The sequence below is a fragment of the Algoriphagus iocasae genome (genome assembly GCF_014206875.1).
Taxonomy (GTDB): Bacteria; Bacteroidota; Bacteroidia; order Cytophagales; family Cyclobacteriaceae; genus Algoriphagus; species Algoriphagus iocasae.
This window is the reverse complement of the sequence record NZ_JACIJO010000004.1, coordinates 152,464-173,186: the sequence shown is the minus strand read 5'-3', so window position 1 is coordinate 173,186 and position 20,723 is coordinate 152,464. Positions and strand designations below refer to the sequence as shown.

Genomic DNA, 20,723 nt, shown 5'->3' with positions numbered 1-20,723 from the left:
TTGTTAATGGATAATTCATCAACAGGTAAAATTGATACTTTCCAGTGGAAATGGATACTATTTTTCAGTCAATTTCTAAAAAGGAATTCCCAATCCTTCTATTTCAAGGCATAAAAAAAGGAAACCGAATTTGTTTCCTTTCTATAATTTGTGCTCTACTGAAATGGGAATTATGTAATGTTTTGCCTTGGTGGCAGATTTGTTGGATCAGTGTCCGATGGTTTTGTTGGAGTTGGTTTTTTAGGAGTACCCGGAATATTTGGATGCTCCAAATCGTATAATTTTGCTTTAAGCTGGTTCATTTCAGCTTCTTTTTTAGCAAGAAGATCAGATTGCTTCTTCATAGCAAAATAAGAAATGGTCCATGACAGCAAAAATAAAATAAACCCAACCAAAAGGATTTTGACCATTCCTACTGAAGTGATTTCATCCATGCCAAACATTCCTCCTACGGTATCGAAAGCCATAAAGAAAATGAGGTAGGCTACAAAAAAGATCAGTAGTGCTATCTGGGTAAATTGATGGAATTTTTTCATGTCAACTAATATTTTTACGAATATACTAAACCGACTGAATACTCGAAAGTTTCTGATACAAGCCCTCTTTTTCAATCAGTTCCAAATGGGTTCCTCTTTGTACGATTTCACCCTTTTCTATGACTAAAATTTCATCTGCATGCTGGATCGTACTCAACCTATGGGCAATGACAAGTGTCGTTCGATTCGACATTAATTTGGTGAGAGCTTCTTGGACCAGCAATTCAGATTCAGAATCCAATGCCGATGTGGCTTCATCCAAAATCAAAATAGGAGGATTCTTTAAAACTGCCCGTGCAATACTGATTCGTTGCCTTTGACCTCCCGAAAGTTTGGATCCTCTTTCTCCAATGGAGGTTTGATATCCATTTTCCATTTGGGAAATAAACTGATGGGCATTTGCAATTTTAGCAGCTTCTATCACTTGCTCTTCACTGACATGCTCGATCCCAAAAGCTATGTTGTTATAAACTGAATCATTGAAAAGAATGGATTCCTGAGTGACTATTCCCATCAATGAACGCAATGACTCAAGCTTGAATTTTTTGAGATTTACCCCGTCCAATAAAATTTCGCCTTCGGACGGATCATAAAACCTCGGTACCAAATCCGCCAAAGTAGACTTTCCGCCACCTGATGGGCCCACTAGCGCAATGGTTTTTCCTCTTTCAAGGTCAAAATTGATGTTTTTTAAGACCAATTGATCTTGGTAAGCGAAATTGACATTCTTAAAGGAAACCTGATTTTCAAAAGATTTTAATTCCGTGTAATTCTCAGGTGAAGTGATTTTAGAAGGAGTATCGACTACTTCAAAAATTCTCTCTGCGGATGCAATCCCTCTTTGAATACTACTTACAGCTCTGGAGATTTCTTTTGCTGGATTTAATACTTGTGTGAAAATGATGATATAGGTAATAAAATCACTGGCTCCAAGTTGAGAATTTCCGCTAAGGACTAAACTTCCTCCATATACCAGAATGCCCGCCACTACGGTCACACCTAAGAATTGGGAAATAGGTGAAGCAAGTTCATTCTTCCTGGCCATATTGATATTCACGCCAGAGTAATAATCAGTTTCATGATCAAATTTCCTTTTCATGAAATTCTCAGCATTGAAAGCTTTGATCACTCTCATTCCTCCAAGAGTTTCATCCAGAATATTCACTAATCTTCCTAAGGACTGTTGGCTTTCCACCGCTTTTTTCTTCAGTCTTCTGGTAATTCCTCCGATGATCGCGCCAGTAATTGGGATAATTAAAATGGTGAAAAATGTCAGCTTGGCTGACATGAAAAAGAGAACTGCGAAATACAATATAATGGTTGCCGGTTCACGGAAAACCACTCTTAGCGATTGGACAATGGTGTTTTCTACCTCTTGTACATCGTTCGTCATTTTTGACATTAAGTCTCCTTTTCTTTCATTGGAGAAATAACCGATGTGAAGTTTACTGACTTGGCCGAAAATGTCCATTCGCATTTTCTTGATCACAATTGCACGGACTTTGGCTAAAACAACTCCAGACAGATACGTGAAAAGGTTTGATAAGAAAACCGAGACAACTATGATGATACAGACATAAAAGAGCGTGCCCAGTTTGCCGTATTCTTCTGCTACCTGCAGAAAATTATAATTGAATAAATGAGTGAAATACTCGACCGAAAAGCTGAATTCAGGTTTTTGCTGGAAAGCCGTCAAAACCTCCGGATCCACCTGCTCAAAAATCACATCGAAAAGTGGCTTCAGTAAGGTGAAATTAAGTAAGCCAAAAACGATGGAAAGAAATGCGTAGAATATATAAATAGGCACGAACTTTCCGTAGGGCTTAGCATAGGAAAGAATTCGTAGATAGGTCTTCATAAACGAAAATTCATGGAATAATCCCGCAAGTTACGCAAAATTGGTCTCGGAAGTTTCCTGTTAATAATTGTAGTCAGGTCTTGTGAAGTTCCATCGGAAAGCTAATTGAAGATAATTGGTGGTTTCTGGACTGTCTAAATCCTGTGCCGTTCTTTTCCTGAAAGAATGAGATGCGTCTATGAAGAAGTTGTGTTTCAGCATATAACTGGCATTTAGATTGGATTGAATCACTCTGTTTTCTATGCCTTGGCCTATCTCATTCCCAAATAAACCTGTTGGGCTTCCTTCCAATCTATTTTTCAGCACATCTCCTCCCCAGTTGGTCGCTTCATCAGGATCTGCACCATAATATTGGTACATCCCAAGTAAGGTTAGATTTAACTTAGGAATAGGTTGATATCGGATTATTCCTAAAAACTCTCTGAAGTTCGCTCCTCTTGGGTGAGTGAGTGGTGTTCTCCAGTTGCTATAAGATTGATAGTCGTTTTTCTCCTGAAATGTATACGGTCTGGCAGAATTAAATTCTAGCTGAAGATCAAGGTTGGAGATTTTAAACAAATCCATGTACTTATAGCCAGCTTGGATTCCATATTTGTTTCGTTTCGATCCTTTTCCATCTTGGCCAAAAAATTCAGAAAACACGAATTCATCTAAAGCAAACTGACCATAAAGCTGCATTCCTGAATAGAAATTCCATTTGCCATCCAGTCCAAGCATTACTTTGTCTGGTGTTCCTAGGGATTGTTCTACCCATCTGTAAAAGACTATCGGATTAAAGTAGTTGAAATCAGCTTTATCGGTCATCACAGATTCGAAGAATCCTAGGTTTAGACTTTTTCCAATGTTGAATCCAAGCCGGTGAAATGAAAATAATTTGTGAGGATATCTTCCATCCGTTGGTCTGCCGCGGTCATAATCCACATCTGCTGTCATCTGGGTCCAGATATTTGTCAATTGGAATTTCCAGATTCTTGTATTGAACTTGACAAACATGTAGGGATTCGAAAAGTCTGAAAGAAGAAAAGAACGGTAGCCTTCTCCGATAAAATTCCGATCGTGACCCAGTTCCACTTCAATATGCTTGGTGATATTGTAGCTAATGTGTCCCATAGCAGAAAAGTAGCTATACCCATTGCCATTGTATTCTTTCCAAAAACCTTCCCCCGGCACAGCGCCATTGTATTCGGCATACCCTTTAACCCAGCTTGGAAAAAAAGCTTCAGAAGAGGTGAAATAGGTGTAGAAGCCAACTTTTTTATCAATCGACCCTCTTAAAACTACTCCTCGGGAAAGGCGATTTGGATTTTGATCATTATCAGGCTCGATTCCTCCATTGAGGTAAATCACTGGACTTACATGGATATCAAAGTCCTCACTATAATAGTGCGCAAAATCACCTGGTCTTCTGTAGATTGATTTTAAGAATGGCTTCTTGGATTCAGGAGTTTCTCTGCTGACAAATTCCCAATTGTCTTGACTTAAATAAGCTAAGTTAAATTCATCAGCTCGAGAACGAATGACAGGATCACTTGCTAGGGTATCGAGAAAGGCTGCCACATCATCTCTTCGATATGGTTTGGTCGCTGATCGATAGACTGGGTTATTTTGTCCTCGAAGGATCTCGTAGCGGTCCAGGATATGGTAATAGTCTCTGTTATAAGGAATGTAACTTCCTTGGGAAAAACCCAGTAATGGTAAGAAAACCAGAGTTAGAATAAGTAAACTTTTGATTCTGATGGGTGAAGTAGAATTTTTTTCCATTCGGTAAAGCCTGAAAAAAGTGTATGATTCTTAAAATAAGGCAGTATTTTTGGATTTCGAAGCTAAAGTTCAAGGATTTTAATAATTCAGGCAGAAATACTTGATAAACTTTTTGCGGAATTTCTGAAAAAGGGTAACTTTGTGCCTCATTTGAAAAAGGTACTATAAAACTAACGATACAATGAAAGCCGATATTCATCCAAACTACAGAGACGTGGTTTTCTATGACACTTCTAGCGAGTTCAAGTTTTTGACCAAGTCGACTATCGAAACCAGCGAAACAATCGTTTGGGAAGATGGCAACGAATATCCTGTGTATAAAATTGAAGTGAGCTCTCAGTCTCACCCTTTCTACACTGGTAAGAAAATGATGCTTGACACAGCTGGTCGAGTTGAGAAATTCAACAGAAGATACGCTCAGAAGAAGTAATTCTTCCACATCACATTCTAAAAAGTCTTCCGGAGCATGGATTCCGGGAGACTTTTTTATTTTTGCCCCATGGATAACTTGTTATTGTTTGATGATCCGGCGATAAGGGGATCGCTGCTCCCATTTACTTTTACCAGGCCGGTTGCGGATATTCGTGTGGGGATTTTAAAAATTTCAGAAAAGTGGCAGAAGCTTTTTTGTACTGAGGTTTCATTTCTCACCCAGAAATACCTGGAATCAAAGTTTCCAAGAGCAAAAGGAGATCATTTAGCAATAAACGGTTCGTGGATTCCGGGAGAAAAGGACTTAGCCGCTTTGGAAGAACTCCAAGAAGATCAGTCTCTTTATTTTGGTAAGACTTTGTTAGCTACCTATATCGGAGAAACTGAGAAAAATCTCGATCGAGCTAAAGAAAAGAAGGTTGTTCAGTTAACATTTGAACCTACTTTGCTTCAAAAAACCTGGAATATATTTCAATTGAATGGTTCTGAAATTAAATCTGACTTTCAATTGATCACCAAAGGAAGAAAATCTGCTGAAATCACGGATCCATTTACCAAGGTATATTCCCCTGAAAATGTCTTTATTGAAGAAGGGGCAATCATCAAAGCTTCCGTTTTGAATGCTGAAAATGGGCCTATTTACATTGGGAAAGACACTGAAATTCAAGAAGGGTCTTTGATTCGTGGACCATTTGCGCTATGCGAAGGTTCTACTGTAAACATGGGAGCGAAGCTTCGAGGAGATACGACCATTGGACCGTTTTCCAAAGTAGGAGGTGAGGTCTCCAATTCAGTAATATTTGGATACAGCAATAAAGGACACGAAGGATTCTTAGGGAATTCAGTGATTGGAGAATGGTGTAATCTAGGAGCTGATACCAATACCAGTAATCTTAAAAATAATTACGCTTCTGTTAAACTTTGGGATTATACCAAAGGGAATTTCTCAAATACCGGTCTTCAGTTTTGTGGATTAATGATGGGTGATCATGCGAAATGCGGGATCAATACCATGTTTAATACAGGAACTGTCGCTGGAGTAGGAGCAAATATCTTTGGAGAAGGATATCCCAAGAACTTTATTCCCTCATTTTCTTGGGGAGGGAAAAATGGAATTTCAACCTATCAATTCGCGAAATTTCAGGAAACAGCCATGGCAGTGATGGCAAGAAGAAAAGTCGAGTGGACAAAAAAAGATGAAGAAATCCTCCAATGGATTTTTGAATTAACCAAAACCTACAGAATTTGGGAGATATCTTCCTGATAAAATCAAATCATGCTTTTTGCCGATATACCGGGCTTGCCCGAAACAAAAGAGAATCTGATCAATGCAGTCAAAAACAATCATTTGGCGCATGCATTGCTTTTCCATGGCCCAGAAGGATCAGCCAGTTTGACGATGGCTTTGGCACTTTCTACCTACCTGTTTTGCCAAAATCCGGGTGAAAAAGATGCCTGTGGAGAATGTTCTTATTGTAAAAGAATGGAAAAGCTCATTGTTCCGGATTTGAATTTTGCATTTCCTTCCATTTCAAAAGACAAGGAAGGAGATGAGGATGAAAAGAATAACGAGTTAGCGAATTGGAGGACTTTTGCCACCGAGCAGCCTTATGGAAATATGTATGATTTTATCTATTTCAATGGCTTCGAGAAGAAACAATTAAATATCTCCAAAGGAGCGGCAAAAAAAATCATACAATCTCTTTCGCTGATGTCGTTTGAGGGAGGGTATAAAGTGATGATGATCTGGGGAGTGGAGTATTTACACCCATCTGCAGCAAATGCATTGTTGAAAATCATTGAAGAACCACCTGCGAAAACGGTTTTTATGCTGATCACCTCTCAGCCTGACCAATTAATGACGACTATTCTTTCGCGAACGCAAAAAGTGATGGTTCGCGCATTTTCTGATGAGGAAGTCAAAAATCATTTGGTCAGCTCTGGTAAGTGTGAAGAAAAACTTGCCGAGCAAATTGCAATGCTGGCAGACGGAGACTTGAGAACCGCCTATCGATTGGTCAATGAGGTGGAGGATGAGCAGGTAAGCAAGATCAGAAACTGGTTTTTGCTATGCTATGGTAAAAAGCTGAAAGATATCTTTGCCTTGGCGGATGACTTTCATAAAGCGGATAAAGAGGCTCAAAAATCTACCGTTTTGACCGGTTTGAATGTCTTGAGAGAGATCATGTTGAAAAACCTGAGCTTGGAGACTTTGCTGAGGACCACTGGTGATGATCGAGGATTTATTGATAAGATCAGTGGAAAGGTTTTGGACGAAAATCACGTCCTTGAGCTTTACGAATCCTTTAATCAAGCCCATTATCATTTGGAAAGAAATGGAAATGCCAAGATGATTTTTACAGATCTTTCGATGAAAGTACTCTTGTCAATGGCCAAAACAAATTGAGATGGAAAAGAAAATCATCGGTAGAAAAGAGAAAATTTCCATTCCTGAATTTGATCTAAAATTGGCTTGGGCCAAAGTAGATACAGGTGCATATACCAGCAGCATTCACGCAGAAAACATCCAAGTTGTCGAAAAGGAAGGAAAAAAAGTACTTTGTTTTCAGGTGTTGATGCCCGATCACAAATCCTACACTGGGAAGACTCTTGAGTTTGAAAAATTTAGGGAAAAGCGGGTCAAAAACTCATTTGGCCAGGCAGAAAGTAGGTATTTGATAGAAATAACTTTCAAATTTGCGGGAGAAGAATATCCCGCGGAGTTCACGCTTTCCGACAGGTCCAGCATGCGCAATGCCATATTGCTGGGAAGAAAAATCCTCAGAAATAGATTTCTCGTGGATGTATCAGGATTTAATCTTGCTAAAATTTACCGCAAAAAGGAAACAAAAGTATAGTCCGTTTTCTTTCGCAAAAATCAATCCCATGAAAATTGCCATCCTATCTAGGAACCCAAATTTATACTCAACTAAAAGACTACACCAAGCAATTGTTGAGGCAGGTCATGAGGCTCTCATTATCAATCACAGCATTTGCGATCTGATAATTGAGCAAGATGGACCCTCGATAATTTACAAAGGAGAAATGATCACCGGAGTAGATGCCATCATCCCAAGAATCGGCGCTTCTGTGACATTTTATGGAACCGCTGTAGTCAGACAATTTGAGTTGATGGGATCTTTTTCTGTTGTCAATTCACAGGCAATTGTGCGAAGCAGAGATAAATTGAGAAGCTTGCAGATTTTGTCAAAAGCTGGTTTAGGGATGCCAAAAACTGCTTTCACCAACTTCTCAAAAGGTGGAGAAAAGCAAATCGTAGAGCATGTGGGTGGTGCGCCTTTGATCATTAAATTGCTCGAAGGAACTCAAGGTCTCGGAGTGGTTTTGGCTGAAACCAAAAAAGCAGGACAATCGGTAATCGAAGCATTTCATGGACTGAAGGCAAGGATAATTGTTCAGGAATTTATCAAAGAAGCTAAAGGAGCTGACATTAGAGCCTTTGTAGTAAATGGAAAAGTGGTAGGAGCGATGAAACGTCAGGGTGCAGAAGGAGAATTCCGCTCAAATCTTCACCGCGGTGGCATGGCAACCGTCATCAAATTATCCAGAGCAGAAAAAGCAGCTGCTTTAGGTGCGGCAAAAGCTTTAGGATTGGATGTGGCTGGGGTGGATATGTTGCAGTCGGCAAGAGGACCATTGATTTTAGAAGTGAACAGCTCGCCGGGATTAGAAGGAATCGAAAAGGCAACTGGGATCGATATTGCGGGAGAAATCGTGAAGTTTATTGAGTTAGGAGTAAAGAAAAAAACTACCAGTAGAGTAAATAATCAATGAGTAAATTGATCAAAATAGGGACAAGGGGAAGCAAATTGGCGCTTTGGCAGGCATATTATGTAGAGGAGCTTCTACAGAAAAATGGGTTAGAAACAGAGATTGTCATCATTGATACCAAAGGGGACCAAGTTTTAGATGTTTCTATTTCCAAAATCGGTAGCAAAGGAGTTTTTACCCAAGAACTGGAAGATCAGCTGTCCGATGGTCGAATAGATATTGCTGTTCACAGTGCCAAAGACATGCAGTCGAATCTACCGGAGGGGTTTGAAATCATTGCTTTCACAGAACGCGAAACCGAAAATGATGTGATAGCCTCTTCCAAAAAAGATATTTCAATTTCGGACCCTTCCAAACCTCTAGTTTTAGGAACTTCTTCAACTAGAAGAGTAGCGACTCTGAAACATTTTTATCCTCATGTGAAGACTGTGGAGGTAAGAGGTAATCTGCAAACCCGTATCCGGAAAATGGAGGAGGGGCTTTGCGATGCTTTGTTATTGGCTTATGCAGGAGTGCACAGAATGGGCTACGATGATATGATTGTAGAGAAGTTGAAATTAGAGGAATTTACTCCAGCAGTTGGTCAGGGGTCTGTTGCCATAGAAGTGTCAAAAAACCTCAACCCAGAGACAAGAAACCAGATTATTGCTGCTTGTAATCATCCCGAAACTGAAAAGAAATTACGAGCGGAAAGAGCCTATTTGCGTGTCTTAGAAGGAGGTTGTAGTATTCCTGTTTTTGCTTTGGCAAAGATGGATAATGAAGAAATCTCTTTGAAAGGAGGAATTGTCAGCTTAGATGGTCAAAAAAGAATCAGTATTGAAGTGAAGGGTTCCTCAGAAGAACCAGAAGCAATAGGTGAAAAATTGGCTGAGGAAGTTTTTGCGCTTGGAGGTAAGGAAATATTAGATCAGATTAAATCAACTTTGAATAAATAATGAGGTATTTGAAAAGTTTCCTTTTTGCTTTGTTATTGGTAAGCTCCTGGGCATGCGCAGGAGACAAGGATTATGTGGCAACTATTGAAACCAGACATGGAAAGATTGTCGCTGTATTTTTTGACGACACGCCTGTTCATAAATCAAATTTTATAGAATTAGCAGAAGCGGGACGTTTTGACTCCACGGAGTTTCAGCGAGTGATGAAAGGCTTTATGGCACAAGGAGGAGATGTTTTTACCAAAGAAGATTTACCTCCGGCCGATTGGCCTACCTTACCTGCAGAAATCAAAAGGAATCATTTTCATAAGAAAGGAATGATCGCTGCAGCCAGACAGCCAGATGGCGTAAATCCTGAAAAAAGGTCCAACGGCTCGCAGTTTTACATTGTTTTAGGTAAAGTTTATACTGAACCAGAACTTTTGGTGGATTTTACAAAGCTGCAACCGGCTTTTATGAAATACATCCAATTGGGTAGCCAGGAAGATCTCAAGAAAGAATATATCAGACTTTATGAAGCTCAGGAATTTGACAGCTTGACTGCTCTTTTGGTTTCAAAAAGAGAGGAGATCGAGAAATCCTTGAATATTAACGCTACCAAAGACTTTTCACCTGAGCAGATTGAAACATATACCACTGTGGGCGGAACTCCCCATTTGGATGGAGAATACACGGTGTTTGGACAGGTAATCCAAGGGATGGATGTAGTGGAGAAAATCGGAGAAGAAACAACGGATTTCAGAGACAGACCAATAGATCCTGTGTTCATGAAGGTGACTGTAGAAAAGATGTCTAAAAAGAAAATTGAAAAAGAATATGGGTACCAATACCCCGAAATCAAGTAAGAGGAAAATTTTCATCACAGGAGTTAATGGTCTTCTTGGTCAAAAATTGGTCGCCCAATTAGCTGAAAGAGGTACTTTTGAAATTTATGGTTGTGGAAAAGGTCCTTGTCGGATTCCAGATCAAAAATTTGACTATGTCACTTTAGATATTACTGAAAAAGAAGAGGTTGATCGGGTGATCTCATCGATTAAACCAGATATTATTCTTCATGGTGCAGCGATGACCAATGTGGATGAATGTGAACTCAATCAAGAAGCAGCCTACATTGTCAATGTAAAAGCAACAGAATATTTGCTGAAAGCTGCTGAGCAAATTTCCTCCCATTTCATTTTTGTTTCTACAGATTTCATCTTTTCAGGTGAAAAAGGACCGTTGGACGAAAATGCCATTCCAGCACCAGTTAATTATTATGGTGAGACAAAGCTGGAAGCCGAGCGAATCGTGCAGGCTTCCTCTACGAAATGGGCCATTGCCAGAACAGTTTTGGTTTTTGGGATTGCTCATGACATGAGTAGAAGCAATATTATCCTGTGGGTAAAATCCTCTTTAGAAGCAGGGAAGAATATTCAGGTAGTCGATGATCAATTTAGAACTCCTACTTTGGCAGAAGACTTGGCAGAAGGATGTATTTTGATTGCAGAAAAAGAGGCGGAGGGGATTTTTAACATTTCGGGGAAGGATTTTATGTCTCCTTACGAAATGGCCATTATGACCGCTGAGTATTTCAATTTGGATCAGTCCCTGATCGCTCGTGTGGATTCGAAAATTTTCACTCAGCCTGCAAAAAGGCCCTTAATTACCGGGTTTATCATTGATAAAGCGCAAAAAGAGCTTGGTTATGAGCCTAAAACTTTCCGAACGGCAATTGCTATTTTATCAAAACAAATTATCTTAGCCAGCTAGTAAAACAGCATGTCTTACCCAATATTTAACTTTAGTATCACTCAAATTTAATTTAGAAATTATCTTATGGCAGCAAGTCCAAACACCGAAGAAAGAGGGCAATGGGGGTCAAGCCTCGGGTTTATTATGGCCGCCGCAGGTTCTGCAGTAGGCTTGGGAAATATTTGGAGATTCCCTTATCTAGTAGGTGAAAACGGAGGAGGAGCCTTTGTTTTTGTATACATCCTTTGTGTACTTCTTATCGCTTTACCACTACTTTTCAATGAAATTGCATTGGGTAGAAAATCTGGTAAAAACCCGATTGGAGCGATTCGTGAAACGGGAGGAAATAAATTTTGGCAATTAGCAGGCGTACTTTGTGTATTAGTCTGCTTTTTTGTTTTTAGCTACTATTCAGTAATTGCTGGATGGACAGTAGGTTACATATTTACTGAAATCATCAATATTCCGGTTGATTTTGAAGTCTTTGTAGAGACTCCTTTGTATGTCATCCCATTGACCTTTTTGTTTATCATGATGACCATCTTGATTGTACTAGGTGGGGTTTCTGGCGGAATTGAGAAAGCATCCAAGTTCTTGATGCCTGTATTGTTCATCATCATTATCTTCATTGCTGGCCGATCTGTAACGCTTGAAGGTGCAGAGGCAGGGATTGAATATTATCTGAAGCCTGACTTCTCTAAAATCAATGCAGCGGTAGTGCTTCAGGCACTGGGACAAGCATTTTTCTCCATGTCTGTAGGATGGGGATTGATGATCACTTTCGGATCTTATTTGCCTAAAAAATCAAACATTATCCAGTCATCTGGCTGGATTGCTGGGATGGACACATCGGTTGCTCTATTGGGTGGTTTGATGGTGTTTCCAGCGCTTTTTGCTTTACTTCCGGGGAAAGATCCAGCTGCAGGTCCAGCTTTGGTTTTTGACGTGTTGCCAAGAGTATTCGATGCGATGCCAGGAGGGAATATTATCGGAGGATTGTTCTTTATCCTATTGATGGTAGCCGCCTTGACGTCGACTATTTCCATGTTGGAAGTTCCGGTTGCTTACCTGATTGATGATAGAAAATGGGGTAGAAAAAGATCAACTTGGACGGTTGGTATTGCAGCCATGGCATTGTCTGTACCTTCTGCTTTGTCTCAGATTCCAGGTAACTTCTTCCATTCTTTCCACTTGAATTTCTTCGGAAATAAGCTTGAAGGATTCTTTGGTATCATGGACTTTGTATTCGGAACTTTTGCGGTAATCGTGATCTGTTTGATGCTTGCCTTGTATACAGGTTGGGCGTCTAAACTTTCTGAATATGCAGACGAATTAGCTTCTGGTGCTCCAGGCTTTAAAGGCGTTTTCAGAACAGGATGGATGTTCTTTATCAAGTGGGTTTGTCCTTTGGTAATTATCCTTTTGATTTTGAATATGGTAGGTGTGTTTGGAGATCCTCAAGCAGCCTAATTGAAATTTGATAACATTGGAAAGGGAGCTTTAAGCTCCCTTTTTTTATTTTATAAAGGAAAAAAGCTGATGGATCAAAATGAATTTCATATACTTATAAAAGTATTTGATTACTAAATCGCCCGCCATGCGCGTTTTACTTGTTGATGATGATGAAATCCACTTATTGATTCTCAGAAGAATATTTGAGAAATCAATGGATTTTGTTGAAGTGGCTCATAATGGGATTGAAGCGCTAAAAATTTTAGAGTTAAATCCAAGTTTTCAGGTTATTCTGACAGATATCATGATGCCTGAAATGGATGGGATCGAGCTACTGGTTAATCTGAAAAATAGCGAAGCCTCTCATTCCATTCCAGTGATTGGGTTTACTTCAGGAGATGTGGAGTATTATAGAAAAAGCACTCCTGTCCAATTTGATTCCTTGGTTTCCAAACCCATGGATTTTTGGGATTTGTATCATTTGGCGAAACTAAAAGCCAGTTCTCCGATGAACTGAATTATGACTTGGCAAGAACATTGCTAAATTTTTTTTGAGAATCGTCGTTATCATTCTCCTAAACCAATGTTTACAGCCATGAAAAAACTTCTTTTTACTATCGCAATGATGAGTATGACCCTAGCGGCATTCTCCCAGGATTTCTCAATTGGCCCCAAAGTGGGGATCAGTCAATCCAAATTAGATCTATCTAAAGAAAATTTCGAATCGGGAGATGCCAGGTTTGGCTATCATGTCGGGCTTTTCGGTCGTGTCGGGTTTGGTGGATTTTTCGTTCAACCGGAAATCCTTTATACCCAAACAAAAGCTCAGTTTTCATTTGATGAAATGGGATCTTCTTCCTCTTCGGAATATGAATCAAGCTTCAATCGTTTGGATGTGCCAATTATGGTTGGCTTTAAATTGTTTAACCTATTAAGGTTACAAGCAGGTCCGATTGCCAGTTTTGATGTCAATTCTGAATTAAAAGATGCAGGAAATGATGTGAGTAATGCTGATTTTAAAAAGTCGACTATTGGATATCAAGCAGGACTGGGATTGGATATTGGCAACTTGATTATAGATGCGAAATATGAAAGCTCATTAGGAAATATTTCAGATAATGTGGGGAATTTTGAAACAGACCACAGGTTGAACCAATGGATTCTTTCCCTTGGCTTCAGGCTATTTTAAAGGAGGAAAATTAAAATCCCGATTGAAACGATTCAATCGGGATTTTTTATGTCTCTATTTTTCGACTATTCTGGTTTTATAAATAACTGAATAATCGTTTTCTGCTTCCGAAAAATTAAGGGAAAACCAAACCTCATCCTTTGAAACAAATTTGTTTAAGTTTCCAAGGAATGAAGGCTTATGGATACGCATGCTCAGTTCAGATCCATTAAAAATTACGAGTCCTCCTTTATTTATTTTTCCAATTTCTTCCCATGGTTGTTCGCCATTTTCTTCAGCAACTGCATTCGCCTCGGTATATTCTTCTTTGGTGATTCCCCCTAAATAATCTACCAAGAAATGGTTGTCATCTATAAAGTGGATGCTGTTAATTGTTCCAGCATATAATTCACTGATTTCTATGTTATTATTGACTTTGTCATCTTTCGGTTCATTTTGGACAAAGGTTTCAAAAGGCAATGTTTTCGTAGATCCTAATTGATTTAAATCGGATAAGGGATAGCCAAATATTTTTGGTTCATGTCGGTAGGAAATAAATAGACTGTCTTCGGATAAGGTCAGTGTTGGGTAATAAGAATAGAATTTATAAGCTTTTTCATTACTGCTGAATTTGGATGTGTTTGGGAATTTGATGGCAGGAGTGTATTCTTCTTTTTGGAGATCTAAAACCTCAACATGAGTTGATTTTGTCTGGTAATCTACCCCTTGCTGTCCGTATTCATCTGAGCCTCTTCCCGGAAGGTTGAGATAGACTTTTTCGTCTTTGATGAATAAATTATCCCTCCCGGAGATAATTATCTGGGCCATACCGGTAAAATCTGGTTTGTAATGTTTGATGAGCTTTCCCTGTAGGTCATATCGATAAACACCACCAGTAGTAGGAATTAAAAACTCCTCATTCGTAAGAAATTGATATAATCCATATAGCCTTTCCTTAAATTGATTTGGCCCTTCACCACTTAGTTTAAATCTTTCTAATATATCACCTTTATTATTTGACACGAAAATGCTGTCACTATTTTGGTCTCTTAATAAGAAGGTTTTTTGATCAGGACTTACATCTTGTAACTCCAAGGTGCCAAGGTAATCCACTACCAAAGAATCATATATTTCAAATTCCAGCTGTTGCTCTGACAGTGGTGTGGAGGTTTTTTTTTCGTCTTCATTTCCTCCCGAACAGGAGAACGTACAAATTGCGATTGTTAGGAGAAATAGGAGTTGGTGTATTTTCATTTCTGAACTAGTTGTAGTTTATAAAAAGTTAGATAATCCTGCTCTTCTCCGATGTATTCATCGTTTCTGAGGGCGTAGAATGGCTCAGATAAAGATTTAATGTTTAGAATTCGCCCGATAGAATAAGGGACATCAATTTCATTGGAAAGCGTTGAGTCAGGGTTTATTACTTTAATAATCTGCCTTTGATGGTCTTTATGTTGAGGGAAGTTTTCTGGTTTTTTTAATTCATATTGGGCATAAATATCTTCAGATATTCCTTCTGTATAAAAAACTACAATACCCTCTTTTGTAGGGAAGAATTGCTGGATATTTCCATCCCGCATTTTTCTGAAATTTATATATTCATAAGCTTTTGAATGTTCCCCATTATCCAGAAACTTTGTTGGTTCGAAATTAAAAGTATGCAAATACTCATTGTTTTTGGACAGGTCATAGACATGTATCAATGGTTCATTTTCAAGGGTCAGGTAGAGATTGTTTTGTAATACAACGAACTGGATAAATGGGCGCTCATAAAATTTATCTGACGAATACCTTGAGGTATTGGGAATTCGAATAATTGGTTCAGATGTTTCGGTAAGAGGATCAATTTTTTCAAGTAGAAAATGGTCTCTTATAAAATGTGGATCATATGGATTTGCCCCATCCCTGCCGGGGTAGTAGGTAATGATTTTTTCATTCCAAATGTCCAGATTTTTCAATAGTCCCCCTCCATCTTTTGCTTCGGTAGGGAATTCCAATTTTATTTCTTTTTCAAACGAAAGATCTGAATTCATTTTATACAACCAACCAATAAAGCTCGATGCGAGGACTTCCCCATTGTCTAGAATTTTAATTTGGGTCGGATAATAAATTTTACCTGGACCCTCAAAAGGATAGGATTGTTCGGAAAGTATTTTTCCCTTTTCATCAAACTTGATAAGTTTATTTTCTTTGAAATTAAAAATAACGCCAGTCCCATTATTAAAATCCCCACCATCTACCGTCCCCAAATAATCCACCTTTATAGAATCCAGAATTTCCAGCTCCCATTCATTGGAATTGATTGCTTGGGTTTCTTTTTTTTCTTTTGAAGAACAGGAAAGAATGGAGAAGATTAAAAAGAGCTTTAAAAAACTTTTGTAATTCATTTTTCGACTAGTTTCATTTTATAAATTCTCAAAAAATCTTCTTCAACATCAGGATCCGGGAGTTTTTGAAACCATGCAAATCCATTTGCGCTAGCATAAGATCTTCCACCGGTATTCTCAGGGGGAGGGACCATTCCCAGATATTTGAGATCTGGAAGGCTATAAAGTATCGTTCCCTTAGGGGTGTCATCTTCCAGCTTTTTGTACAAAGCTCTTGCTTCTTCTTCATTTCCCCCAGCCCAAAGGGATTCAGCCTCTTCCGCTTTTATAGGATCTTGTCCAGAATAAAAGTCTAATAAAAGCAAATTGTCTATAACATGGATATTCCTAACTGCTGCAGTACCTCCATAAATAGTGACCGTACCTTTCTGAAATTCTGCCCGGTCTTTTCCTTCAGGTGAGAAAAAGTTCGGAATATCCAATTGAATGATAGTGTCTAGTGTTGCTTCTTCAGGGCTTATCTGGTAGCTGAAAAGCTTTGGGTCACCTCCGTGTACGAAATATAATTTTCCGTCATAGGCTTCATAAGCCGCGGTGTAATCACTTGGATGATATCCTTTTCCATTTAAAAAAAGACTCCCTTCTTCAAATGGAATCATTTCAGTCATTGTTTCAGAATCTTTGTCTACCAACTCTATTGCTCTATAAGAGTCATAAAACAACTGCTCTCCTGGGAAAGTATTCCTTGTTCTTACAGATTTAGTAAGAATGTATTCTTTTCCTTGGAGCGTTATCGTTTCAGTTGATTTGCCGGCATGATTGATTGATCCTGTAGCGCCAAGAGTTTCTGGGTGCGGGATTTTTTTAATCAACTCACCTTCTAAGTTGTAAAAAAACAAGCCATTTCTACCAAAGGCCGTGAGTTGATTGCTTTTGAAAAAACCAGGTCTTTCTAACAAATTCCCATAAGAATCCGGAGTGTCTTCTTCTTTTGAAAAACTTGAATTTATGGTTCCTTCCTTATCTACCACTAGAATTTGTTTGCTGGTATAATCATAGAAAAGTAGGGTCTCCCCATCTTTGCTGACATCTGAAAGCATCGGGTTTCCCAGAAAATTCAGATCTAATGAATCTATCAGTACCCATTCATAATTTTTTTCTTCCTGAGTGATGACTTCTGTCTTTTCTGAGCATGAACTCACGAAAATTATAAAAGCAATACTCCAAAGTATTAGTGGATTTTTTTTCATAAAAAATAGTCGTATAAGTCTAGGAATAAATAAGATAGTAGCTAAAAAATTAGATACAAAAAAACTCGGCCTGATTGACCGAGTTTTAAGTTTTTATCCGATTAGATTCCCTTCATCGTCCCATTGAGCGACCGTACCGCGATCTTCAGGTTTCAGGTAGATCGGTACATATTTTTCCGGAAGCGTGAAGCCGTGTTTGTCCATGACTTCCTGTGGCACACCATCCCAAACATTTGGGGTGTTTCCTTTGTATCCCATGTACTTCCATCCAGCCTCGGTAGAAAAATATCCGGAGCAGGTAAGGTTTCTTAGCATGTTAAACCATTTTACAGCTCCTTCATATTCCGGAGTAGCTTTTTCTGGCCACGCCACTAATTCCACAATCTCAATTACCTGGTCTTTGGAAAGTTCCAAAAATGGTTTTCCGAACTTTTCATCCGCTTCATAATCCAGCCACATCAATCCGCCGCGCATCGGGGTCTGATTGTAAGGCATGTCTTTCATGATGAACTCCATAAATTCCGGAACGCCCACTTCAGTTGCCGAAGGGGATTCAGAATCCTTAGGTATGATGATGTCTACCAGAATATCCAGTTTCTTCAGTTCGTCTTCCGTAAAAAAGGTTTCCGAAAGCAGTTCCTTATCTCTTTGTCTTTCTTCGTCAGTTCTGTATCCTTTGGTACCTCCGGAAAATGCTGCCGCTGCCGGCAATTTCTGCTCCTCTGGAGAGCATCCTGCTAACATTAATCCAGTACCGACAGAGCCGGTAAAGAGTAGTTTTAGGTTTTCTCTTCTGTTCATGGCTTAAATGTTTTTTTGTTTCAATTGATCCACAATGTATTCAGAAGTTCTCCAGCTCAAAGCAAGGATAGTCCAGGTTGGGTTTTTATCCGCCTGGGAAACAAATGGACCTGCATCCACCACAAATAAGTTGTCGCAATCATGAGCCTGGCAATTGGAATTTACCACAGAGCCTTTAGGGCTCTTACCCATTCTGGTTGTACCTACTTCGTGAATGATTCTTCCCGGAGCATGCAGTCCATATTGAGATTCTGGTCCTGGCTTTTCACCTAGAAGAATCGCCCCTGCATTAGTCAGGATTTCCTCAAAGGTGTCATGCATGTGCTTGGCCTGCTTCAATTCCTGATCAGTCCAGTTGTAGTTGAATCTTAAAACAGGGATTCCGTATTTATCGACGGTGTTAGGATCGATCTCACAATAGTTTTCATAACGAGGTACACTTTCTCCACGTCCGGACATGCCCAAAGTAGATCCATAGATTTTTCTCACGTCTTTTTTCAGACCTTCGCCATATCCACCGTTTGGACTTGGATTGCCAAACTCATCTTTGATGAATTTACGCATGGTATCCATGCCGCCACCTGCACCATAAGAAGGTTGACCCATTCCACCCCAATATTCGATATGATATCCTCTGGCAAAATCCAGTTTCTTATTATCCAGCCACCAAGGAGTGTACATGTGCATTCCGCCCACGCCATCTTCATTGTATCGCTCTCTGTCAATCATGTCCGGAAGAATTCCCATTCTGTCAGCTCCGGTAGAGTCGTGTAGGTATCTTCCCAATGCTCCAGAATCACCTCCGATTCCGTTTGGATGGGTTTTGGATTTGGAGTTCATCATGATTCGGGCAGACTCACAGGCAGATGCGCCAAGAACTACCACTCTTGATTTTAGCTTGTATTCTTTCATGTCCACTTTGCTCACGAAAGAAACACCTGTTGCTTTACCTCTGTCATCGGTAGTCACTTTTCTTACCATCGAATGAGTGTAAAGATCAACTTTTCCTTTTTTCATCGCTGGGTGAACCAGACAAGTTCCTGCTGAGAAATCAGCATACACCTGACAGGCTCTATTACACTGGGCACAGAAGAAACAAACACCACGTTCGTTGTTGATCGGACGGGTAAGCATGGAAAGTCTGCCAGGGATCATTGGCATTCCTGCTTTGTCAGCTCCTTTTTTCAGGAAAAGTTCGTGAAGTCTAGGCTTCGGAGGAGGTAAGAAAAATCCATCCGGTTCATTGTAGATGCCTTCTTTGGATCCGAAAACCCCAATCAGCTTATCTACTTTGTCATAATAAGGTTTCAGATCATCGTATCCGATAGGCCAGTCATCACCTAGACCGTCAATACTTGCTCTTTTAAAATCATTAGGTCCGAAACGAAGTGAAATTCTTCCCCAGTGGTTGGTTCTTCCACCGACCATTCTGGATCTGAACCAGTCAAATTTGGTTCCATTGGCTCTGGTATATGGCTCTCCTTCGATGTCCCAGCCACCGATAGCTGCGTCAAAGTCACCAAAAGGTCGGATTCTCGTTCCTGCACCTCTTCTTGGAGATTCCCATGGTGGTCGAAGCTGAGTCCGATCTTCGTCTTTTGCTGGGTCAAAATCTCCCCCCGCTTCCACTACTGCTACGGATAAGCCAGCCTCAGAAAGAATTTTGGAGGCCATACCCCCTCCGGCACCTGATCCCACGATGATCACATCGTAGCTATCTCCGGATGATTTTATCTGAAAACTCATTTTTGAAATTTTTTAATGAAGTTTAAAAATTACTTCAATTTTTTCTAAAATGAAATTATCAGCTTCTTAGGAATGTGAATTTTTCAATAAACGGTGAAAATGTTTGAAATTGTGAAGGATGTCTTTCTTTAAACTTCCTCTTTCAAATATTCCCAAACATTTTCAAAAACGATTTTGTGGCCTTCTTCTGTTGGGTGAATTCCATCCGGAAGATTTAATTCTTTGATGCCTCCGACATTTTCCAATAAAAATGGAATCAGTGTGACATTTTTCTCCTCAGCGACACTCGGATAAATCTGAGAGAATTCCTCAGAATATTCTGGCCCCATGTTCGGTGGAATCTGCATCCCGGCCAAAATAATTTTTGTATCAGGGTATTTTGATTGAACCTTGTCAATAATAGCAAGCAGGTTCTTTTTAGTCTCACTAAGTTGGATACCTCTCAAACCGTCATTTCCTCCAAGTTCCAATACAAAAATGTCCGGCTGGTCTTCTAAAAACCAATCCAAGCGGCTCAATCCCCCAGCGGTAGTTTCTCCACTCAGTCCACCGTTGATTACTTTGTAATTTTTCCCAAGACTATCTAGTCTGTCTTGAGTAAGGCCAGGGAAAGCGAGATCTTGCTCGATGCCATATCCAGCAGTCAAACTGTTTCCGAAGAATAAAATGATTTTTTGATCCTCTTTAACTTCTTGAGTTTCAGTTTTGGCCTCCGTCTGTGTCTGTTCTGTTTTTTTCTCAGAGCAAGAAAAAAGAGCGAAGTTTACTATGAGAGATAGAAGAAGAAGTTTAATGCCTTTTTTAGGGAAGTTCATAGAGATCAAGAGATTGATTTGTAAAACTATATACCCAAAAGGAATTTTAGGCCAAAAGGTTCGATAAAATCTAGGTTAAAATAAAATTGCCAAAGAAACTATTCCCAATATTCCGC

20 protein-coding genes are annotated in these 20,723 nt (G+C 39.5%); 11 read left to right on the top strand and 9 right to left on the bottom strand.

The window, feature by feature from the left end; all coding sequences use genetic code 11:
* Window positions 1-170 precede the first annotated feature (170 nt).
* Genes FHS59_RS21030 through FHS59_RS21020 form a run of 3 tightly spaced genes read right to left on the bottom strand, consistent with a single transcriptional unit; the run spans window position 171 to window position 4,155 of the window.
* Complete coding sequence (locus FHS59_RS21030; RefSeq protein ID WP_184497907.1) at window positions 171-536, bottom strand: hypothetical protein; 366 nt, start codon at window positions 534-536, stop codon at window positions 171-173.
* Between the two features lie 25 nt (window positions 537-561).
* Entirely contained in the window at window positions 562-2,394 is a 1,833-nt protein-coding gene (locus FHS59_RS21025; RefSeq protein ID WP_184497905.1) for an ABC transporter ATP-binding protein, read from the bottom strand.
* A gap of 60 nt (window positions 2,395-2,454) precedes the next feature.
* On the bottom strand, window positions 2,455-4,155 hold the full coding sequence (locus tag FHS59_RS21020) for a hypothetical protein (protein WP_221444564.1): 1,701 nt from the start codon (window positions 4,153-4,155) through the stop codon (window positions 2,455-2,457).
* A gap of 181 nt (window positions 4,156-4,336) precedes the next feature.
* Here FHS59_RS21020 and FHS59_RS21015 point away from each other — a divergent pair, with 181 nt between their 5' ends.
* The 11 genes from FHS59_RS21015 (at window position 4,337) to FHS59_RS20965 (ending at window position 13,689) form a co-directional block, all read left to right on the top strand.
* Window positions 4,337-4,585, top strand: coding sequence for a type B 50S ribosomal protein L31 (locus FHS59_RS21015; protein WP_184497903.1), 249 nt, complete (start codon window positions 4,337-4,339; stop codon window positions 4,583-4,585).
* A 69-nt stretch (window positions 4,586-4,654) separates the two neighbouring features.
* Complete coding sequence (locus tag FHS59_RS21010) at window positions 4,655-5,851, top strand: GlmU family protein (RefSeq protein WP_184497900.1); 1,197 nt, start codon at window positions 4,655-4,657, stop codon at window positions 5,849-5,851.
* Between the two features lie 12 nt (window positions 5,852-5,863).
* A complete protein-coding gene (locus FHS59_RS21005) occupies window positions 5,864-6,994 on the top strand; it encodes a DNA polymerase III subunit (protein ID WP_184497898.1) in 1,131 nt (376 codons plus the stop codon).
* Between the two features lies 1 nt (window position 6,995).
* Entirely contained in the window at window positions 6,996-7,445 is a 450-nt protein-coding gene (locus tag FHS59_RS21000; RefSeq protein WP_184497896.1) for an ATP-dependent zinc protease family protein, read from the top strand.
* A 28-nt stretch (window positions 7,446-7,473) separates the two neighbouring features.
* Entirely contained in the window at window positions 7,474-8,382 is a 909-nt protein-coding gene (gene rimK, locus FHS59_RS20995) for a 30S ribosomal protein S6--L-glutamate ligase (protein WP_184497894.1), read from the top strand.
* The gene (gene hemC, locus FHS59_RS20990; RefSeq protein WP_184497892.1) at window positions 8,379-9,317 is read left to right on the top strand and encodes a hydroxymethylbilane synthase; all 939 of its coding nucleotides are present in this window, start codon (window positions 8,379-8,381) and stop codon (window positions 9,315-9,317) included. The genes rimK and hemC overlap by 4 nt, the downstream gene beginning before the upstream one ends.
* On the top strand, window positions 9,317-10,162 hold the full coding sequence (locus FHS59_RS20985; RefSeq protein WP_184497890.1) for a peptidylprolyl isomerase: 846 nt from the start codon (window positions 9,317-9,319) through the stop codon (window positions 10,160-10,162). Before hemC ends, FHS59_RS20985 begins: the two co-directional genes overlap by 1 nt.
* Entirely contained in the window at window positions 10,134-11,066 is a 933-nt protein-coding gene (locus FHS59_RS20980; RefSeq protein ID WP_184497888.1) for an SDR family oxidoreductase, read from the top strand. The genes FHS59_RS20985 and FHS59_RS20980 overlap by 29 nt, the downstream gene beginning before the upstream one ends.
* A gap of 66 nt (window positions 11,067-11,132) precedes the next feature.
* Window positions 11,133-12,518: a sodium-dependent transporter gene (locus tag FHS59_RS20975; RefSeq protein ID WP_184497886.1), complete on the top strand. Its 1,386-nt coding sequence runs from the start codon at window positions 11,133-11,135 to the stop codon at window positions 12,516-12,518.
* A gap of 127 nt (window positions 12,519-12,645) precedes the next feature.
* Window positions 12,646-13,017, top strand: coding sequence for a response regulator (locus FHS59_RS20970; RefSeq protein WP_184497884.1), 372 nt, complete (start codon window positions 12,646-12,648; stop codon window positions 13,015-13,017).
* Window positions 13,018-13,095: 78 nt separating this feature from the next.
* On the top strand, window positions 13,096-13,689 hold the full coding sequence (locus FHS59_RS20965; RefSeq protein ID WP_184497882.1) for a porin family protein: 594 nt from the start codon (window positions 13,096-13,098) through the stop codon (window positions 13,687-13,689).
* Between the two features lie 54 nt (window positions 13,690-13,743).
* Here FHS59_RS20965 and FHS59_RS20960 read toward each other — a convergent pair whose 3' ends face one another.
* The 6 genes from FHS59_RS20960 to FHS59_RS20935 form a co-directional block, all read right to left on the bottom strand.
* Window positions 13,744-14,922 carry a hypothetical protein gene (locus tag FHS59_RS20960; RefSeq protein WP_184497880.1) on the bottom strand — a complete coding sequence of 393 codons (1,179 nt, stop codon included), beginning with the start codon at window positions 14,920-14,922 and terminating at the stop codon, window positions 13,744-13,746.
* Complete coding sequence (locus FHS59_RS20955; RefSeq protein WP_184497878.1) at window positions 14,919-16,055, bottom strand: hypothetical protein; 1,137 nt, start codon at window positions 16,053-16,055, stop codon at window positions 14,919-14,921. Before FHS59_RS20955 ends, FHS59_RS20960 begins: the two co-directional genes overlap by 4 nt.
* A complete protein-coding gene (locus FHS59_RS20950) occupies window positions 16,052-17,245 on the bottom strand; it encodes a hypothetical protein (RefSeq protein WP_184497876.1) in 1,194 nt (397 codons plus the stop codon). The genes FHS59_RS20955 and FHS59_RS20950 overlap by 4 nt, the downstream gene beginning before the upstream one ends.
* A gap of 93 nt (window positions 17,246-17,338) precedes the next feature.
* Window positions 17,339-18,046 (bottom strand): gluconate 2-dehydrogenase subunit 3 family protein, encoded by a 708-nt coding sequence (locus FHS59_RS20945; protein WP_184497873.1) that lies wholly within the window; start codon window positions 18,044-18,046, stop codon window positions 17,339-17,341.
* Between the two features lie 3 nt (window positions 18,047-18,049).
* On the bottom strand, window positions 18,050-19,792 hold the full coding sequence (locus FHS59_RS20940; RefSeq protein ID WP_184497871.1) for a GMC family oxidoreductase: 1,743 nt from the start codon (window positions 19,790-19,792) through the stop codon (window positions 18,050-18,052).
* Between the two features lie 128 nt (window positions 19,793-19,920).
* Entirely contained in the window at window positions 19,921-20,607 is a 687-nt protein-coding gene (locus FHS59_RS20935; RefSeq protein ID WP_184497869.1) for an arylesterase, read from the bottom strand.
* Window positions 20,608-20,723: the final 116 nt, after the last annotated feature.

Bases quoted from the DNA above. Each gene is read 5' to 3' on its own strand.
- FHS59_RS21030 (WP_184497907.1), bottom strand. From the start codon at position 536: ATGAAAAAATTCCATCAATTTACCCAGATAGCACTACTGATCTTTTTT.
- FHS59_RS21025 (WP_184497905.1), bottom strand. From the start codon at position 2,394: ATGAAGACCTATCTACGAATTCTTTCCTATGCTAAGCCCTACGGAAAG.
- FHS59_RS21020 (WP_221444564.1), bottom strand. From the start codon at position 4,155: ATGGAAAAAAATTCTACTTCACCCATCAGAATCAAAAGTTTACTTATT.
- FHS59_RS21015 (WP_184497903.1), top strand. From the start codon at position 4,337: ATGAAAGCCGATATTCATCCAAACTACAGAGACGTGGTTTTCTATGAC.
- FHS59_RS21010 (WP_184497900.1), top strand. From the start codon at position 4,655: ATGGATAACTTGTTATTGTTTGATGATCCGGCGATAAGGGGATCGCTG.
- FHS59_RS21005 (WP_184497898.1), top strand. From the start codon at position 5,864: ATGCTTTTTGCCGATATACCGGGCTTGCCCGAAACAAAAGAGAATCTG.
- FHS59_RS21000 (WP_184497896.1), top strand. From the start codon at position 6,996: ATGGAAAAGAAAATCATCGGTAGAAAAGAGAAAATTTCCATTCCTGAA.
- rimK (WP_184497894.1), top strand. From the start codon at position 7,474: ATGAAAATTGCCATCCTATCTAGGAACCCAAATTTATACTCAACTAAA.
- hemC (WP_184497892.1), top strand. From the start codon at position 8,379: ATGAGTAAATTGATCAAAATAGGGACAAGGGGAAGCAAATTGGCGCTT.
- FHS59_RS20985 (WP_184497890.1), top strand. From the start codon at position 9,317: ATGAGGTATTTGAAAAGTTTCCTTTTTGCTTTGTTATTGGTAAGCTCC.
- FHS59_RS20980 (WP_184497888.1), top strand. From the start codon at position 10,134: ATGGGTACCAATACCCCGAAATCAAGTAAGAGGAAAATTTTCATCACA.
- FHS59_RS20975 (WP_184497886.1), top strand. From the start codon at position 11,133: ATGGCAGCAAGTCCAAACACCGAAGAAAGAGGGCAATGGGGGTCAAGC.
- FHS59_RS20970 (WP_184497884.1), top strand. From the start codon at position 12,646: ATGCGCGTTTTACTTGTTGATGATGATGAAATCCACTTATTGATTCTC.
- FHS59_RS20965 (WP_184497882.1), top strand. From the start codon at position 13,096: ATGAAAAAACTTCTTTTTACTATCGCAATGATGAGTATGACCCTAGCG.
- FHS59_RS20960 (WP_184497880.1), bottom strand. From the start codon at position 14,922: ATGAAAATACACCAACTCCTATTTCTCCTAACAATCGCAATTTGTACG.
- FHS59_RS20955 (WP_184497878.1), bottom strand. From the start codon at position 16,055: ATGAATTACAAAAGTTTTTTAAAGCTCTTTTTAATCTTCTCCATTCTT.
- FHS59_RS20950 (WP_184497876.1), bottom strand. From the start codon at position 17,245: ATGAAAAAAAATCCACTAATACTTTGGAGTATTGCTTTTATAATTTTC.
- FHS59_RS20945 (WP_184497873.1), bottom strand. From the start codon at position 18,046: ATGAACAGAAGAGAAAACCTAAAACTACTCTTTACCGGCTCTGTCGGT.
- FHS59_RS20940 (WP_184497871.1), bottom strand. From the start codon at position 19,792: ATGAGTTTTCAGATAAAATCATCCGGAGATAGCTACGATGTGATCATC.
- FHS59_RS20935 (WP_184497869.1), bottom strand. From the start codon at position 20,607: ATGAACTTCCCTAAAAAAGGCATTAAACTTCTTCTTCTATCTCTCATA.